This is a genomic window from Halomonas sp. MCCC 1A13316, from assembly GCF_014931605.1.
Taxonomy (GTDB): Bacteria; Pseudomonadota; Gammaproteobacteria; order Pseudomonadales; family Halomonadaceae; genus Halomonas.
Genome location: NZ_CP053382.1, coordinates 2421156 through 2436996 on the forward strand (window position 1 = coordinate 2421156; position 15841 = coordinate 2436996).

Genomic DNA, 15841 nt, shown 5'->3' on the forward strand with positions numbered 1-15841 from the left:
TTAATATTTACAGCAAACTGTTAAAGAAGCTAGTATTATCCTGCGCTGGCGTTCCAAAGCGAGCCGCTACTGCCTCGGGCCGGAAATCATCCAGCCATGCTTCTTCAATCTTGGGTTTCTCGCCCTGTACCGCAGCTCGAATCCCTTCCGCCAGGCTCTCTTCATCGTGCGGAACAATACTGCGCTCAAGTTCGCCCTTCAGCACCGAGCGAATACCGCCCGGGCAATCGACGCTGAGCACAGGCGTGCCGCAGGCGAGTGCCTCGAACAGCACGATGCCCATGCCCTCGAAGCGCGAGCTCAACACGAACAGGCGCGCATGGTGCATCCAAGGATAGGGGTTGTCCCGCTGCCCCGCGAACAGAACCCGATCGGCGATACCCAGTTCCTTTGCCAGAGACTCTAGTTGGCTACGATCCCGGCCATCGCCCACCAGCACCAAGGGCATGTTGACGCCAGACCGCGCATAGGCCCTTAGCAGCAGCGCCTGATCCTTGGCCGGTACCATTCTCGCCACATTGACGATATAAGACTCTTTTGGAAGGGCTGGTTCCATGGCGAGCATGCGTTGCCGGATGCTCGGCAATGGACAGGGATTATAGATCACTCGCAAGGAGGCGGGCCGAAAATGCCAAGCCTCCATGGCCCGCTGTACGCTCTCCGCCACCCCCTCGGAGACGGTCACCAAGTGCCGCCCCTGATAGAGGCAGCGAGCGAAGAGACGTCGATGCCGCCCTATCTCTTTCACATGCAGGATATTCTCCAGCACATAGCAGGCCCTCTCATCACGGAACGTCCAGATCAGCTCGAAGGTACCTACCCCGCGGAAGACGATGCGATCCACCTTGCCATGGCGCCGCTCGAAAAGCTTGAGCCAGAGCCAAAACACCATGCCCCCCATGATGCCCGTACCGAGAAACAGCGAGCGCTTGATCAACGGGTTCAGAATCAGCCGGGCGATCAGTTCGAACAGCAGACCCACCCCGGTCAACCGCGACCACCAGCGCAACGTCAAGTGATGCTGTTGCACCTCACAGTTTTCCGGGGCTAGAGGATTCCTTACGCGCCGAAAGCTGAGCAAGTGGCTCTCGTGGCCGGCCTGTGCGAAGGCATCGGCGAGGTTGACCGCCACCCGCTCCATGCCGCCCATCTTGAGCGAACGCACCACGACCAGAGTACGCATCAGTCGCGCTTCTCCTTATTCCCGAAGGAAGGAAAGACGCGCCGCCCCGTCTCGACCTGCCAACGCCAGATGTGAGTCACCAGCCCACCAGCCACCAGGTTCTGCACGTATACGCCCGTCCAGAAGCTACCATAGGCTTCGAACTGGTTGACGATGACATAAAAAATGAAGAACCCGGCCCCGAACAGGGCCATGTCACCCGGCATGATACCCGCTCGCCAGGCATGCCAGGTACCGAGGCCGATCCAGGCGATCAGCGCCAGTACTACCGCTAGCCCTAGCAGGCCATACCCGACGAGAATTTCAAGAAAGGTATTGTGGAGATGGCCGTAATGCTCACGCGTATATTCCGGCAGCCAATCGGTATGTTCGATGACCAGGCTGCGACCTTCCTCCCCCCAGCCCAACAGTGGACGTTCGGCTATCCAATCCACTGCAGCCCGCCATGTCAGCAATCGGTTGCCAATACTGCTGTAGGGAAGGGTTTTCCAATCGCTCTCCATCGCCTGCTCGATGATACGGCTCTCGGCGGCGAGTCGCTTGGACACAGGCTCATGAAACAGCATGGATCCGATTGCAATTAGTACCGCTGTTGCCAAGAAGCCCATTCCGACCCAGCGCAACGGAAAGCGGTCACTTCGCCCTACCAGGATGGCTAGTAGCGGAATCGCAAACACGATGACCAACAATGCCAGCCATACCGCTCGGGTCTGAGAGATCACGACGCCGAGAGCACAGATAACAAATGCCAGCGACCACAGCAGTCGCCTCCCCCAGACCAGAACACCTTCTCCCCGCCAGCAGCGTCCCGCGAAACACGCTAGCCCGATCAGGCCGGTACCAAACAGCATGGCATCGTGCTGGGCGTTACGGATGGAGAAATCCGCTCGATGCCCCTGCAAGCCCCGCTGCCATACCCCTAGGCTGCCTTCGGGCCAGAATACAATGAAGATCAACCCCGTCAGGGCCAATCCCCAAAGCAATAAAGTGGCACGAGTACTTCCTCCCAACCACCAGGCCAGGCCAACGAACAGGAACCATTTCGCTAGCCGGTCGAGCTGAGGGTTATCCGACATCCATTCTGGATGGTGTAGGTAACCGGCCACCCAGGAAACAAGTTGGACCACGATGACGGCTAGCAAAAGCCAGAGCGCAGCACTTCCTCGAATGTGCCGCCCCCAGCGCAATACAGCGAAGAGCCCCGTCACGGCCATCAGGGTACCGGCCTTATCACCGACGTCCGGCGCTAACAGCCGCAGGCCGGCGTAAAGCACTCCGAACAGCAACCCCAACCAGCATAACCATAGAGGAGAAGGCCAGACAGAACGAAACGTGCCCGGCTCGAGCAGGGTTAAGGGGTGCCTCATCGACTCACTACTCTTCGCATTCCTAGGAAAGCGCGCATGGTAGCAGAATCCTTCCACTCAAACATGACGTCACGATGCGAGAGCACAACGGATGGCATGACCGAGCAGACCATTTGCCGCTGGAAGGCCAAGTTCAGCGGCATGCAGGTTGCGGAGGTCAAGCGCCTGCGCGAGCTGGAAAGTGAGAAAGCCCGTCTGAACCCGGCGGCGTAAGCGGCTGCTCAGGTCGAGAACACCGATGCCTCTGCCGAACTGACCCAACCGACGCTGGTCGATGGACTTCGTGTCGGATCTGTTGGCCTCGAGATACCGCTCTTGCATGGTGAACATCATGGACGATTTCAGCCGTGAGTGTGTCGGGCTACTGACGGACGCCTCATTCCAGGTCGTCGGCTGGCCCGGTTCCTGGACGGAATCGCGCAGCAGCGCTCACTGCCAGCCTCGATTGTTGGCGATAACGGGCCGGAACTGACCAGCAAGGCAATGTTCTTTTGGGCGTGTGAGCGGAAGGTGACGCTGGCCTTCATCGAGCCGGGCCAGCCGACGCAGAATGCTTTCATCGAGAGCTCCAACGGCAAGTTTCGAGACGGCTGTCTCAATCAGCACGGCTTCTTGAGCCTGGCGGATGCACGACACGAAATCACACAAATGGAGAACCCACTTCAACCATGTCAGATCGCACAGCTCGATGTACTATTTGCCACCGGTAGCGTATGCCGGCAGTGCGCAGGAAGCAGCGGTATCTATCATAGATAGCGGACCTAACCAGGGGGAAGGCCAACCCCGTCGAGTAAGAACGGGGGATTAAACCGTGGTGACACCAGGAACGTAAGTCCTTCGCTCAAGCAAGCGGAGTAAACTCGCCACTGTCGAGGTCAAGACCAGATAAATAACTCCTGCCCAGAGGAAGACCAGGAAAAAGTCCAGTGTCCTGGAGCCAATATCCTGTGCTATAGAAGTTATTTCGACCACACCGATAGCATAGGCAATGGATGTAAACTTGAGTTCGATGATAGCCTCATTAGACCACTGGGGGATCACTCTTCGTAGCGCTTGTGGAAGCAGGATGTGACGTATGGCTTGCCACTGGCTCATGCCACATGCCCTTGCCGCTATCAACTGGCCCTTGGGTACTGACAACACCGAGCCACGAAAGTACTCAGCCTGATAAGCAGCACTATTTAGTGTTATCGCGATCACAGCCGCCGTAAACGCGTCGAAGACAATACCCACATGAGGTAAGCCCAAGTAAATAAAGAACATCTGGACCAGCATGGGCGTGCCGCGAAACAGCTCAACGTAAACAGTACTGAACCAATAGGATACTTTATTTCCGTAAACCCTAGCCCAGCAGAGAATTAAGCCAAGAAAGAACCCTAAAGTAATGGCTATAACCCACAGCGAGAGAGTGACAGGGACTCCCTTTAACAGGGTAGGTAGCCATTCGATGCCAAATGCGATGAATTCGGTCATGGTTAGCCGTGCTCCGCGATGATATTGAGGAAGGCACGAGTCCGGTCATTACTTGCCTGTTGGAACATCACATCAGGTGGCCCCTGTTCGACAATATGACCATGCTCCAAAAAGATAATCTCGTCGGCAGCCTGTCGTGCGAAGCCCATTTCATGGGTTACTACGACCATCGTCATCCCGTCGGATGCCAGCTGCTGCATGACCCGAACGACCTCGCCCGTCAATTCCGGATCCAGTGCCGAAGTGGGCTCGTCGAACAAGAGCACATCGGGGTCCATCGCCAATGCGCGGGCGATGGAGACACGCTGCTGCTGGCCTCCGGAAAGCTCGGCGGGATAGGCATCGGCTTTGTCGCTGAGTCCTACACGCTCAAGCTCTTGTTGTGCGCGACTAATCGCCTCCTTTTTGTCAACGCCGTTCACCTTTACCTGACAAAGGGTCACGTTATCCAAAACGGTAAGGTGGGTGAAAAGGTTGAAATCCTGGAACACGAACCCCATACGAGCCCGCATGGCATCGATGTTAGTATCCAATACTTCATCGCCATTCAAGAAGATGCGTCCCTTATCCGGCACAGTAAGGTAATTAATACAGCGTAACAGTGTGCTTTTGCCTGAGCCGGAAGGACCAATCAACACCTTGGTTTCGCCACGATAAAGGCCGAAACTGATTCCCTTCAGAACTTCCAAACCGTTATAGGCTTTTCTAACCTCTCTCACATCCAAAATCTTCTGGCCAGCCATACCGGGCTCTCCTATAAAATCATTTTTCAAAACCTGGCACAGCCAGCTTACGTTCAAACGCATAGAGCAGGCTATTCCCTGATCTGTTCAAGATAAAATACAGAAGTGCTACGACAGCAAAGACGGTCAACACGTTGCCTTGCGTACTGGTGATAATGTAGTGAGCCTGACGCGTCAACTCTACCACACCGATCACATAAGCAAGGGATGTCTCTTTTATCTCGGAAGAGAACTCATTCGTCCATGGCCCTATGGCATGGCGTAAGGCTTGAGGAAAAACGATATGACGAATAGCCTTTATCTTGGACATTCCCATAGCTCTTGCCGCCATCATCTGCCCGGATGGAACCGATTGAAATGCACTGCGAAAAATCTGAGACTGATACGCAGCCGAGCGCAAACCCATGGCCAACACAGCAGCACCAAAAGCTGATATATCGTAAAATTGCGACACACCGTAGTAAAATATAAACAGCATGATGATGATCGGAATGCCACGAAATACGCGTTCGTAAGCGACGATAGGCCACTGGATAAAGCGTGTCTTGGGACCGTACAATTGCAAGAGACAGATTGCCATGCCCAACACGAAGCCGATCACTAGCAGCGCAGCCAAAAGAACGATGGCAACGCCAAGGCCCTTCAGGAGAAAGGGAAAATCCCTCAGCAATACGTCGTAGATATCCATACCTGATCCCTTGGCGATACGAACGCCTCTCTGTCAGGAGAGACGTTCGCTATCTAGCTGTGTTATTCGTTACCGAGCTCAGGCAGTCCTGCCACCGGTTTCTGATAAGTATCAACAAAATCGGGCATATGTCCCGGTATAGTAGGCACCGTCACTCCGGGTATGTAGGAACTGACGATCTCCTCCCATTCTCCCGACTCGTAGATAGCCAGGATGCCTTGGTTAAGCTCGCCCAAGACCCCCTGGGGATCATCCTTGGGTACTGCCAGCGCCAGCGGAGCACGAATAAAGATTTTTCCCGCCATCTTTATCGGCTTGCCCGCGTTGATATATTCCTGGGCAGAGGTATCGTCGACAATAACCGATGAGATGCGACCGATAGCCATGTCATCCACCGCAGTAACATAGCTATCGTACTTCGCCAGCTCTACATCTACATCGCCCGTATCTACAACGTTTTCTTCCATCCATGCCTGCTGGGAGGAGCCGCCCTGGACACCGACCCGAGCACCGCAACATACCGCAGTGAAGACGTTAAGCTCCGAATCCTCAGGTACAAGGACGACATCATTGGTCTCCCACCATGGGATCGTGAAATCAATGTTCTGGCTGCGCTCCTCAGTTACGGTCAACCCGGTTGCAAGAATATCTATCTTTTCTGAAGCCAATGCGGGTATCAGAGAAGGAAACGGCATGTCCTGAAACTCGATTTCGAATCCCCTCTCTTCCGCAATAGCCTCCATGGCATCGATGGCAATCCCCTTGAAATCACCTGCCTCGACGTACGCCCAGGGCGGGAAGGAGGCTTCAACACCTACGGTGTATACTTCCTGAGCATGAGCGGAAGATACCAAACCGCCACCAATGAGCATCGCGCTAGCAAAAGTGGCTGAAAGCAGTGATGTTTTTGTTTGTTTCATGGTCGACTCGCGCGTTGGTGAATTTGATTAGCACGTCAATCACTATGAGCAGAGCTATTCAGGCCTGTCAAATTTCTGCTGCTAAGAAAAAATAGTTGCTTCACTGACCCCACCAACGTAGGTGCAATCGACATTGAATGCTAGTCCTGCCAGCGGCTAGCGATATTCTGTCCGAATCGCGATGTGCATAAGCTTGGGCAATGTTCGAACCCGCCTACACCCACCAGGCGATGTAAGACGACGCCGACGGGCACCATCAGCGTATTGAGAAGGCCATTGACTATATGGAAGCGATGATCGCCAGCATTGAGCAGACATATCGTGACCCCAGCTTTCAATGAAGTCATTGCACAAATTTCCGTCAACTATAAAGCGATCTTTGAAGCCTTCTGTGCGGTCAATGCCAGCGGGGCCAGACAGGCAATTGAGCATAGTGCACAAAGCTGGGAAACCAACCTTTCGAATCGCGATTAATGCTATGACTTCTATGTGGGCGATCAGCTCAAACAGTACCGAGGTCTCGACATTCCTGTTCTAGTTGCCGCTGATGTCGTCGATGGCCAGTACTGCGTACTTACCGCCATTTGTTTCTATCTGGCCGGTGACTCGCCGGAAGTCTGGACTACCTATACTCACCGCCCACCCAACTGCCGGGGACAAGCTTCAATCTCGAGGAAAACGGGACTCAAGCTCGGCCACTTGCTCAGGCGTAAGGGCACGTGGATTCCGCCCATGCAGTAGCAAATAAAGCTTGGCGGTCTCCTCCAGTTCTTCTGTAGCATATACTGCTGCTTCCAAGCTCTTACCTGCAACCACTGGTCCATGATTGGCAAGAAGTACAGCGCTGTGTTTTCCCGCAAGGCCTCGCACTGCATCGCCCAGGGCGGGGTCACCTGGAAGGTGGTACGGCACCAGCGGCAACCTGCCTACACGCATGACGTAATAGGCCGTCAGCGGTGGAATGCAGTCACAGGGGTCGATCTCGGGTAGGCAGGAAACTGCCACTGAGTGTGTGGAATGAAGATGCACGATAGCCCCGGATTGAGGCCGTTCGGCATACATCGCCATGTGCAGGAAATGTTCTTTGGTCGGCTTGTCGCCATCCTGCCAGCTGCCATCTCGTTCAAGGAGCGAAATTCGGGCCGGATCAAGGCGCCCCAGACAGACATTGGTAGGTGTCATCAGCCAACCGCCATCGTCGGTGCGTACACTGATGTTGCCGCTGGAGCCCATTGTCAGACCTCGATCGAACAGTGACTTGCCCAGGGTGGCGATCTGCTCTCGTAGACGGGACTCGTCAGAGATTCTCATACCCTGCCCTCCCCATCGGCCAGCTCTTCCAAGACTGTGAAGGCTTTGCTGAAGAAATCTTCACAGCCGAAATTGCCGGACTTGAGCGCGAGCGACAGTGGCGTATCACGTCCGGACAGTGGCGCCTGAGTCCAGGGGACACCCGGATCGATCTGTCCGCCGATGCGCAGCTGGCGGATGCCCAGGGCAGAGACTACCGCCCCAGACGTCTCGCCGCCGGCGACGACCAGCCGGCCCACATCTTCGTCATCAACCAGTGCGCGGGCCAGTTGCCCCATGGCCTGCTCGACCAGGCGGCCCGCCTGCTCGATTCCGAGTGCTGCCTGGGCGGCCTGCACTCGTTCGGGGTCGGCAGAGGCATAGACCAAGACCGGACCGCCTGCCACAAGATGCTCACGCGCGAAGGCCAGGGCATGTTCCATGTGCCCTTCCCCTTCAGCCAGTGCCAGAGGGTCCAACCCAATGCCTGGATGACGTTCGAGGAAGCGGGACACCTGCCCCAGGGTAGCCCGCGAGCAGCTACCAGAAAGCACCAGGGCACCCCCGTTCGGCGAAGAGAGGCGTCCCGGCTCGGCGACCTCTTCCAGCCAATCGCGTCGACGATACTGCGCGGGGAGCGCCTGTCCCAACCCCGACCCCCCTGTGACCAGGGGATAATCGACCAAGGCCTCGGCCAAAACGTCGAGATCATGTTCGTCCAACGTGTCGCATATGACATGCCGCATGCCCCGATCCGCGAGCGATTCGAGATGCTCGCGGGTAGCCTGGGCGCCACGGGCCAGTATGGAGCGAGGGGCCAGCCCTACGGGATGAGGAGACTGGCGGCCCAGCACGCGCACAAGATTCGAGTCGCTCATGGGATTGAGCGGATGATGTTCCATACCGCTCTCGTTGAGCAGCCGATCGCCAACGAAGAGATGCCCCTGATAGACGGTGCGTCCATTGGCCGGGAAGGCAGGCACCATGACGGTCTGGGTCGAGCCAAGGTACTCCAGCAGCGCATCGGCTACTGGGCCGATGTTACCTGCATCAGTTGAGTCAAAGGTCGAGCAGTACTTGAAGAAAACCTGGTGAACCCCCTGCGCCTGGAGCCATTCCAGCGCTGCGAGGGAATCGAGCACCGCCTGTCGAGCCGGAATGGAGCGGGACTTGAGCGCCACGACCACAGCATCGACCTCACCTAGGTCAATTGAGTCATTAGGCACGCCTAGAAGCTGTACGCATCGCATCCCCGCCCGTACAAGATTGTTGGCGAGATCGGTGGCGCCTGTGAAATCATCGGCAATGGCTCCTAGAACAAGTCTCATATCGCAAATTCTCCATTTAGTGACGGCTACAGACAGTTCGATTCCTGCAAGTCGCTGGTTATTTCAAACGACCGAGGGTCAAGCTGGCCGGGCGAGAACACACACCATCATGAGCAGGTCAATAACGCACGGCCGCTTAAGTGCCCTGGCGCACACGAGCGAAGAAGTCCTTGCCACCGATCTGCCCGCCCTTGAGCACAACCTCCAGCCCATCGATGGCAGCCCCCGAAGCTGACAGCCGGCATAGGTGGCCGCTCTGTTCTCCGTCGAAGGCGATCAGTTCGAGCGAATCGGCACCCATCTGGCGCATTGCATGACTGGAGGTATCACCCCCTGCGAAAACCACTCGCGGCAACAGTCCTCGTTCACGAAGCGCGCATGTCAAACGGGCATAAATCCCCCCCACGCTGCGGCTCAGGTGTTCAGCCGACAGCTTCGTTACCACATCACCTTGCTGACGTGTCGTGGCAACGGCAACATTTTTGCCTTGAGCCTGATACCAAGCCACCTTCTCGATCAAGCCAGACAATACCGCCTCGGGATCATCCAAAGCCGTTTCCGGCTGGAGTCCCAGCACCTCCCCCCCTCGTGACGAGAAGTCCTCCAGCTGCAACTGGGTCTGGGGAGAACAGCTACCCGACAACACCAGCAGATGCCCAACGCCAGCGTAGTACTCAGGCAGCGGGAAGCGTTTATTCTCATCCAGACTGGCTAGGCGTCCCAGCGCATCGGCCAGACCCTGAGCGGCCACTGCCAATGTTTTACGCTGCTCAGCCAGCCGCATGATGAGAGATGCGGCATGCTCCAACTCCCTTTGATCAGTGGCGTCCAGCACCATAAAACTCTCGCGTGCAGCGGCATCAGCCATAACCTGCCAGCCGCCATCGGAATCTCGATAATCAAGCAACGTCACCGCGGCCGAGGGCAATGAAGTCTGATCAGCCAAGTGCCGGCGCAAGTCAGCCTCTTTCATCGGGGTAGAAGGATGGTGGGCCATGCCAGGGTGATGATCCAGCCGACAAATCGAGCCGGCATAACGTGTGAACAGATTGGAAAAGGCTGTAAAGCGGCCGAATGCCGGAGTGGCAGGCAACACCGGCAAGGCACATCCTGGCCAACGCTGTCTTGCCAACTCCATCACGTGGCCGATGCTCCCCACTTCGGGCGATGAGTCAAAAGTTGAGCACACCTTGTACTGTAGGATCCGCGGCTGCAGTTCCTCCATCAGAGCAAGAGATGGCTCGACCTCCCGCGTCATGGCTTCAGGTGACAAGCCACGGGCCGTGCCCGCCAGACCTACGACTTCAAGTTCGGTCGCCATCTCGCGGATCGTTTCGGGCTTGGCTGTCGAAAAAAATAATCGGCCCCTTAGGCCATGACGGCAGAACTGCGCCAGATTTTCGGTAGAACCAGTGAAATCATCACCATAAAAAGCCGCTAGTAACTGCTGCATGCTGGTTCTCCTTGCCTTCAAGTGCTTTCTCTCACCGTAAGTTCATAGCCGATGTCTACTTGAGGCGTTTTAGGCTGTTGGCCAGCGAGTCGGGTAAGCAGCAGCCTGGCCGCTTCGGCTCCCATCTCGAAGCGGGGCACCGTCACGGTAGAGAGTTGCGGAGTTAGGTGTTGACCGAGCGATAACCCAAGGTACCCGCCAATGGCGATCTCATCGGGAACACGGATCCCGCGTCGGTTTGCCTCCAAAAGCGCCCCAGCGGCCAGGTTATCGTTGGCGAAATGCAAAGCCTGCAAATCGGGCCGTCTGGCCATCGCCTCCTTGAAAAGTTCGCGCCCCATGTCATAGGAGGATGGCTCATCGCGCCGAAACTGCATATCACACTCCACCCCTGCCATCTCAAGTGCCTTCCGGTGGCCTTCAAAGCGCTGTAGGGCTCGATAGTCGCGTTGCATGCCTGCGCCGAGATACGCTATGCGTTGGTAGCCTCGATCCAGAAGATGTCGCGCCATGCAGGCACCAACAGCGTAGTTGTCAACGCCCACGTTCATGTCAATGGCTTCATCACCCAATTCCATGATCTCGACGACTGGTCGGCCCCAGCTCTTGAGGCGCCGCACCGTGTGTTCGTTATGCCGCAAACCCGTCATGATCACACCTGAAGGCGAATATCCCAGCACGGAATCGACAAGGTCCGCCTCGCGGTTCAGGTCGAAGTCAGTCGAGCCCAACAGTACCTGATAACCGGCCTGCTCCAGCGTTTGCTGGATGCCATGTATCACTTCGATGAAGGTCAAGATCGACAGCGAAGGCACCACGACGGGTATCACGCGAGTCTCGGCAGAGGCTAGGCCGCCGGCAATCAGGTTCGGCACATAGCCAAGACGCACCACGGCTTCGTCGATCCGCTCCCGTAACTTCGTTGAGACACGCTCTGGTGTCTTGAGGGCTCGAGACACAGTGATGGGGGCAACCCCTGCCTCCCGGGCCACATCTTCGATGGTGACTCGATCCCCTCCCCGGTGACGCCTCCTGCCGCGCGTGCCGGGCTTCTGATTCTGCATGGTTTTCCCCCGCCTGAAGGTTTCTTCGCGCTGTCATGCTAATGGCGAATATCTCAAATGGTAGCGCTACCAAAATTCCCGTGCTAGTTTTTTTGTAGGACAACGACAACAGACCGGCACACGCCGGCAGGAGCAAACAATGGCGAGCTCAATGCCAAGATCCGTTCCTGGCAGAATCAAGGCGAGCTACTGGATCGAAACACCTCTCGATCCGCATCGCGCCGCTGAGGCAATGGCTGGTGAGCAATCCTCAGGCACCTTTCTGAAGCTTGCCCGTGAAACCGACGAACTTCGTGATCGGCACGCCGCTCAGGTGGATTCGGTCACTCAGCTCACAACAGCGGATACCCCCTCACTGCCCGGGGCAATGCCAGGCGAGGTCTATCATCGAGCCAACATCACCCTTTCATGGCCAACCATCAACGTGGGCACTTCTCTGCCCAACCTGATGGCAACCGTGCTAGGCAATCTGACCGAGCTTCGCGAACTCTCGGGCATCCGCCTTAGCCGGCTCGCCTTACCCGACGAATTCCTTGAGGCCCATCCTGGGCCGCGGTTTTCAATCACGGGCACTCGACAACTGACGGGCTGTAACGAAGGTCCACTGATCGGCACCATTATCAAGCCAAGCGTTGGGTTAACTCCGGAGGAAACTGCCGAGCTGGTGGGCGAGTTGATCGAAGCGGGCATCGATTTCATCAAGGACGATGAACTTATTGCCAATCCTCCCTACTCACCGCTTGCCAAACGAGTTCCCGCCGTAATGCGAGTCATCAACGACTACGCTCAGAGGACGGGCCGCAAACCCATGTATGCTTTCAATATCACAGGTGATATCGACGAGATGCGCCGCCAGCACGATCTTGTCGTTGAGCACGAAGGAACCTGCGTTATGGCGAGCATGAACTGGATTGGTTTGGCGTCGTTGCAAGCGCTGAGTCAACACACGAGCGTGCCTATACATGGCCATCGCAACGGCTGGGGACTTTTCTATCGAAGCCCTTCGATCGGAATCGACTATCCGGCGTATCAAACCCTATTGCGCCTGGCCGGCGCCGACCACCTTCATGTCAATGGATTAGGCAGCAAGTTCGCTGAAGCGGATGCTTCTGTCATCGACTCCGCCACGGCCTGCCTGACCCCCCTTCTCCATCGCAGCGAACGCGATGACCGCGCCATGCCGGTGTTCTCTTCAGCTCAGACCGTTCACCAGGCGTCCAACACCTTCAAGGCGCTGGGTTCGACCGATCTCATCTATACCTGTGGCGGAGGCATTATGGGCCACCCCAACGGTGTGGCAGCCGGCTGCCGCAGCATACGTGCCGCCTGGGCTGCAGCCGCAAGCGGCACGCCGCTTGGCGAGCATGCCCATCAGGAACCCGACCTGGAGGTCGCGTTGCGGGCCTTTGCCAGCCCGTTTTCAGGATGAAAGCAAGACGCCACTCAAGCCCAATACAAGAGGCAATCCCATGAAGACAACGACAGCAAGTGGAATCGTCCTCGCCGGTCTCGCCGGCCTCACCAGCCTCGGCCTCGCGACTCACGTCGCTGCTGCCGAGATCGCCATCGCCATCCATACCGAACCCTCCCACGCCATGTTCAAGGTCGGAGAGCGGCTCAAGGAGAGCATTGAGGAGCAAACCGACGGAGACTACACCGTTACCCTGCTGGGTACCGAGGTCGGAGGCGAGCGTGACCACCTGGAGGGCGCCAGCTATGGCGAGTACTCGATCGCACTTGGTGGCTCCATGCCCATGACGCTATATGCCCCCGAATTCGCCGCCGCTGACCTTCCCTTCGTCTACAGCGGCAGCGATCAGGCACGCCAGGTGTATGAGGGCGAGACCGGTGATTTGCTTAACGAAAAGCTGGTCACCAACGGCAACATGCGTCTCGTGGGTCTCTCGGCTCGCAATCCACGCAATCTGACCTCGAACTTCCCCGTGGAGACGCCTGAAGATATTCAGGGTGTACGTATGCGGGTGCCTGAAATCGCCCCCTGGATTCAGATCTGGGAAGAAATCGGTGCTTTGCCCAGCCCTATCGCCTGGCCGGAGGTATATACCTCGCTGCAAACAGGCGTCATTGATATGCAAGAGAACCCCGTCGACCTCATTCATTCAGGCAAGCTGTATGAGGTGCAAAGCCACATCAACCGTACCGAGCACGTCTATTCTTTCTTCCACTGGCTAATGAACGAGGACTTCTACCAAGGGCTGTCCGATAAGGATCGCGAAATCATTCTCGGCGCAATCGAGGAGGCCACCAGTTGGGGTAACGAGATGGTCGCCAACGGACAGGCGGAACTCTACGACGAGCTCAAGGAGCTTGGCATGACGGTCGTCGAGCCTGATGTTGCAGCTTTCCGTACCGCAGCCGAGCCCGCTATCCGCGACATTGCCGAAACCTACCATCCCTCCGTGCGTGACTACGTTACGTCACTGATCGAGTGAGATTCACCCCGGCCCATGCGGGCCGGGTCCCTAAACTCTCACAACCCATCTGCATCTGGAGGCGCCCGTGACCTTCGCGGAACGCGTAACCCGTGCCAATGACCTATTCTGGCGGCTCCTGACTGCCATCGTGATGTCGGCCTTTGCCCTGATGCTGATCATCATGGCCATTCAGGTCATCTCACGCTATGCCTTAGGCATAGCAGTATCATGGACTGACGAAGCGTCACGTTATCTCTTCCTGGCCGAGATCTTTCTTGGCTCAGTATTAGCTCTGCGTTATCAGGAACACATCCGCATCACGCTGGTGACCGATATGTTGGGCACACGCCTACGACAGATCGCAGCGAGCCTGGCCGATATCATCTGCATCGTGGTCCTGGCGATGCTCGCCGTGGGCGGCTGGAACATGATGGAACGGACCGCTGGCGTACTGGCCAGTACGTTTCGAATGAGCTTCTCCTATATCTACCTGATCCAAATGATTTCCGCATTGATGATGATCGGGCTACTGATCGGAGACCTATATCGGCGCCTGTTCGTCAAGCTGCCCTCTCACCACATTGACCGGAGTGAATGAGCATGGAAGTCTTTGTCATCATGTTCGTCGGCTTGATCTTTCTGCTGATGCTGGGGGTGCCGGTCGCTTTTGCCATGATCGCCTCTTCGGCAATGGTTTTGGGGTACACGCGGGGCTACGAAGCCATTCCCATGGAGATGATTTCCCAACGCACTTTGTACGGCGTCAATAGCTTTACGTTGCTGGCCATTCCCGCCTTCCTGCTCATCGGTCGGCTGATGAACAGCGCCGGTATCTCGGATCGGGTCTTTGATATCGCCAGGACCATGGTGGGCCATTTGAAGGGCGGGCTAGGTCACGTCAACGTCGTGGCCAGTATGTTGTTCGCCGGAATGTCAGGCTCAGCAGTCGCAGATGCCGGGGGCTTGGGGGCATTGGAAATCAAGGCCATGGAGGACGACGGCTACCCCACAGGCTTCAGCGCCGCGGTCACGGCCAGTTCAGCCACCATCGGTCCGATCATTCCCCCCAGCATTCCTGCTGTCATTTATGGTGCCTTGGCCAATGCCTCTATCGCCGGCATCTTCTTGGCTTCTATCATTCCTGGACTTTTCATGGGCATCGGGCTCATGGCCATGGTGGCCATCATCTCGCATCGCCGGGGCTTTCCCACCCGTGAGCGGGCCAGGTTCAAGGAATTTACGACTGCCTTGTCGCGTGGCCTCCTGCCGATGCTCACACCATTGATCATCATCGTGGGAATACTCTCGGGTGTCTTCACACCAACAGAAGCCTCGGTGGTCGCCCTGCTCTATTGCCTAATCATTTCTTTCATGGTCTATCGTTCCATCAGCTTTCGCGAGTTCTTGACCATTCTCAGAGCAACAGCCATTGATACCGCTGTACTCCTGTTCATTATCGCCGGAAGCGCGCTGTACAGTTGGGTGCTTGCACGCTATCAGGTCACTTCGCTGGTCGCCGACTTTCTGCTGGCCACTGTGACCGATCCTCTGGGCCTGTTATTGCTGCTGGCACTGTTCATTCTGCTGATCGGCCTATTCATCGACTCGGTCCCTGCCCTCTTTCTATTGACCCCTTTGCTGGTGCCGGTGGTCGTACAGTACGGCATCGATCCCATTCACTTCGGCGTCGTGATGATCTTCACCTTGATGATCGGCCTCATCACACCACCGGTCGGTACGGTTCTGTTCACCATACAGAAAATCACGGGCATGTCGTTCAGCGGGCTGGTTCGCGAAACGCTGCCGTTCTACATCCCTCTCATTGCTGTCCTGCTGATTATCATCATCTTTCCCAGCATCGTCATGTTTCTGCCAAACCTCGTCCTGAAATAAGGAG

17 protein-coding genes are annotated in these 15841 nt (G+C 56.6%); 7 read left to right on the forward strand and 10 right to left on the reverse strand.

Translation table 11 applies throughout. The annotated features are described in order from the left end of the window. Positions 1 to 7: 7 nt before the first annotated feature. Both HNO52_RS11245 and HNO52_RS11250 read right to left on the reverse strand, forming a co-directional pair. Positions 8 to 1141 (reverse strand): glycosyltransferase, encoded by a 1134-nt coding sequence (locus HNO52_RS11245; RefSeq protein WP_232090219.1) that lies wholly within the window; start codon positions 1139 to 1141, stop codon positions 8 to 10. A 41-nt stretch (positions 1142 to 1182) separates the two neighbouring features. Then, complete coding sequence (locus HNO52_RS11250) at positions 1183 to 2550, reverse strand: O-antigen ligase family protein (RefSeq protein ID WP_197565412.1); 1368 nt, start codon at positions 2548 to 2550, stop codon at positions 1183 to 1185. 36 nt (positions 2551 to 2586) lie between these two features. Between HNO52_RS11250 and HNO52_RS21325 the strand changes: the two genes are divergently transcribed. Together HNO52_RS21325 and HNO52_RS21460 are read left to right on the forward strand one after the other, a co-directional pair. Further along, on the forward strand, positions 2587 to 2763 hold the full coding sequence (locus tag HNO52_RS21325; RefSeq protein ID WP_332107632.1) for a hypothetical protein: 177 nt from the start codon (positions 2587 to 2589) through the stop codon (positions 2761 to 2763). Between the two features lie 270 nt (positions 2764 to 3033). Further along, positions 3034 to 3306 (forward strand): integrase core domain-containing protein, encoded by a 273-nt coding sequence (locus HNO52_RS21460; protein ID WP_442907175.1) that lies wholly within the window; start codon positions 3034 to 3036, stop codon positions 3304 to 3306. Positions 3307 to 3354: 48 nt separating this feature from the next. Here the strand turns inward: HNO52_RS21460 and HNO52_RS11260 are convergent, their stop codons facing one another. From HNO52_RS11260 to HNO52_RS11275, 4 genes are all read right to left on the reverse strand, one after another. Continuing rightward, complete coding sequence (locus HNO52_RS11260) at positions 3355 to 4023, reverse strand: amino acid ABC transporter permease (RefSeq protein WP_197565414.1); 669 nt, start codon at positions 4021 to 4023, stop codon at positions 3355 to 3357. Positions 4024 to 4025: 2 nt separating this feature from the next. Then, on the reverse strand, positions 4026 to 4766 hold the full coding sequence (locus HNO52_RS11265) for an amino acid ABC transporter ATP-binding protein (RefSeq protein WP_197565415.1): 741 nt from the start codon (positions 4764 to 4766) through the stop codon (positions 4026 to 4028). 19 nt (positions 4767 to 4785) lie between these two features. Beyond that, a complete protein-coding gene (locus HNO52_RS11270) occupies positions 4786 to 5454 on the reverse strand; it encodes an amino acid ABC transporter permease (protein WP_197565416.1) in 669 nt (222 codons plus the stop codon). A 62-nt stretch (positions 5455 to 5516) separates the two neighbouring features. Beyond that, positions 5517 to 6374: an ABC transporter substrate-binding protein gene (locus HNO52_RS11275; RefSeq protein WP_197565417.1), complete on the reverse strand. Its 858-nt coding sequence runs from the start codon at positions 6372 to 6374 to the stop codon at positions 5517 to 5519. A 321-nt stretch (positions 6375 to 6695) separates the two neighbouring features. Here HNO52_RS11275 and HNO52_RS11280 point away from each other — a divergent pair, with 321 nt between their 5' ends. Beyond that, positions 6696 to 6848, forward strand: a complete 153-nt coding sequence (locus HNO52_RS11280; RefSeq protein WP_197565418.1) for a hypothetical protein — start codon at positions 6696 to 6698, stop codon at positions 6846 to 6848. A gap of 189 nt (positions 6849 to 7037) precedes the next feature. Here the strand turns inward: HNO52_RS11280 and otnC are convergent, their stop codons facing one another. The 4 genes from otnC to HNO52_RS11300 form a co-directional block, all read right to left on the reverse strand. Continuing rightward, positions 7038 to 7685: a 3-oxo-tetronate 4-phosphate decarboxylase gene (otnC, locus tag HNO52_RS11285; protein WP_197565419.1), complete on the reverse strand. Its 648-nt coding sequence runs from the start codon at positions 7683 to 7685 to the stop codon at positions 7038 to 7040. Next, positions 7682 to 8992 (reverse strand): 3-oxo-tetronate kinase, encoded by a 1311-nt coding sequence (otnK, locus tag HNO52_RS11290; protein WP_197565420.1) that lies wholly within the window; start codon positions 8990 to 8992, stop codon positions 7682 to 7684. Before otnK ends, otnC begins: the two co-directional genes overlap by 4 nt. Positions 8993 to 9128: 136 nt before the next feature. After that, the gene (locus HNO52_RS11295; RefSeq protein WP_197565421.1) at positions 9129 to 10445 is read right to left on the reverse strand and encodes a four-carbon acid sugar kinase family protein; all 1317 of its coding nucleotides are present in this window, start codon (positions 10443 to 10445) and stop codon (positions 9129 to 9131) included. 17 nt (positions 10446 to 10462) lie between these two features. Next, entirely contained in the window at positions 10463 to 11509 is a 1047-nt protein-coding gene (locus HNO52_RS11300) for a LacI family DNA-binding transcriptional regulator (RefSeq protein WP_197565422.1), read from the reverse strand. 139 nt (positions 11510 to 11648) lie between these two features. On the opposite strand from HNO52_RS11300, the gene HNO52_RS11305 reads away from it, so the two are divergent. The 4 genes from HNO52_RS11305 (at position 11649) to HNO52_RS11320 (ending at position 15837) form a co-directional block, all read left to right on the forward strand. Then, a complete protein-coding gene (locus tag HNO52_RS11305; protein ID WP_232090221.1) occupies positions 11649 to 12938 on the forward strand; it encodes a ribulose-bisphosphate carboxylase large subunit family protein in 1290 nt (429 codons plus the stop codon). 40 nt (positions 12939 to 12978) lie between these two features. Beyond that, entirely contained in the window at positions 12979 to 13962 is a 984-nt protein-coding gene (locus tag HNO52_RS11310) for a TRAP transporter substrate-binding protein (RefSeq protein ID WP_197565423.1), read from the forward strand. A gap of 67 nt (positions 13963 to 14029) precedes the next feature. Beyond that, complete coding sequence (locus HNO52_RS11315; RefSeq protein ID WP_197565424.1) at positions 14030 to 14542, forward strand: TRAP transporter small permease; 513 nt, start codon at positions 14030 to 14032, stop codon at positions 14540 to 14542. A 2-nt stretch (positions 14543 to 14544) separates the two neighbouring features. Next, positions 14545 to 15837, forward strand: a complete 1293-nt coding sequence (locus HNO52_RS11320) for a TRAP transporter large permease (RefSeq protein WP_197565425.1) — start codon at positions 14545 to 14547, stop codon at positions 15835 to 15837. Positions 15838 to 15841 lie beyond the last annotated feature (4 nt).

Coding starts and splice junctions, on each gene's coding strand:
- HNO52_RS11295 (WP_197565421.1), bottom strand. CDS start 10,445: ATGCAGCAGTTACTAGCGGCTTTTTATGGTGATGATTTCACTGGTTCT.
- otnC (WP_197565419.1), bottom strand. CDS start 7,685: ATGAGAATCTCTGACGAGTCCCGTCTACGAGAGCAGATCGCCACCCTG.
- HNO52_RS21325 (WP_332107632.1), top strand. CDS start 2,587: ATGGTAGCAGAATCCTTCCACTCAAACATGACGTCACGATGCGAGAGC.
- HNO52_RS11250 (WP_197565412.1), bottom strand. CDS start 2,550: ATGAGGCACCCCTTAACCCTGCTCGAGCCGGGCACGTTTCGTTCTGTC.
- HNO52_RS11300 (WP_197565422.1), bottom strand. CDS start 11,509: ATGCAGAATCAGAAGCCCGGCACGCGCGGCAGGAGGCGTCACCGGGGA.
- HNO52_RS11310 (WP_197565423.1), top strand. CDS start 12,979: ATGAAGACAACGACAGCAAGTGGAATCGTCCTCGCCGGTCTCGCCGGC.
- otnK (WP_197565420.1), bottom strand. CDS start 8,992: ATGAGACTTGTTCTAGGAGCCATTGCCGATGATTTCACAGGCGCCACC.
- HNO52_RS11275 (WP_197565417.1), bottom strand. CDS start 6,374: ATGAAACAAACAAAAACATCACTGCTTTCAGCCACTTTTGCTAGCGCG.
- HNO52_RS21460 (WP_442907175.1), top strand. CDS start 3,034: ATGTTCTTTTGGGCGTGTGAGCGGAAGGTGACGCTGGCCTTCATCGAG.
- HNO52_RS11305 (WP_232090221.1), top strand. CDS start 11,649: ATGGCGAGCTCAATGCCAAGATCCGTTCCTGGCAGAATCAAGGCGAGC.
- HNO52_RS11270 (WP_197565416.1), bottom strand. CDS start 5,454: ATGGATATCTACGACGTATTGCTGAGGGATTTTCCCTTTCTCCTGAAG.
- HNO52_RS11320 (WP_197565425.1), top strand. CDS start 14,545: ATGGAAGTCTTTGTCATCATGTTCGTCGGCTTGATCTTTCTGCTGATG.
- HNO52_RS11260 (WP_197565414.1), bottom strand. CDS start 4,023: ATGACCGAATTCATCGCATTTGGCATCGAATGGCTACCTACCCTGTTA.
- HNO52_RS11265 (WP_197565415.1), bottom strand. CDS start 4,766: ATGGCTGGCCAGAAGATTTTGGATGTGAGAGAGGTTAGAAAAGCCTAT.
- HNO52_RS11245 (WP_232090219.1), bottom strand. CDS start 1,141: ATGGAGCGGGTGGCGGTCAACCTCGCCGATGCCTTCGCACAGGCCGGC.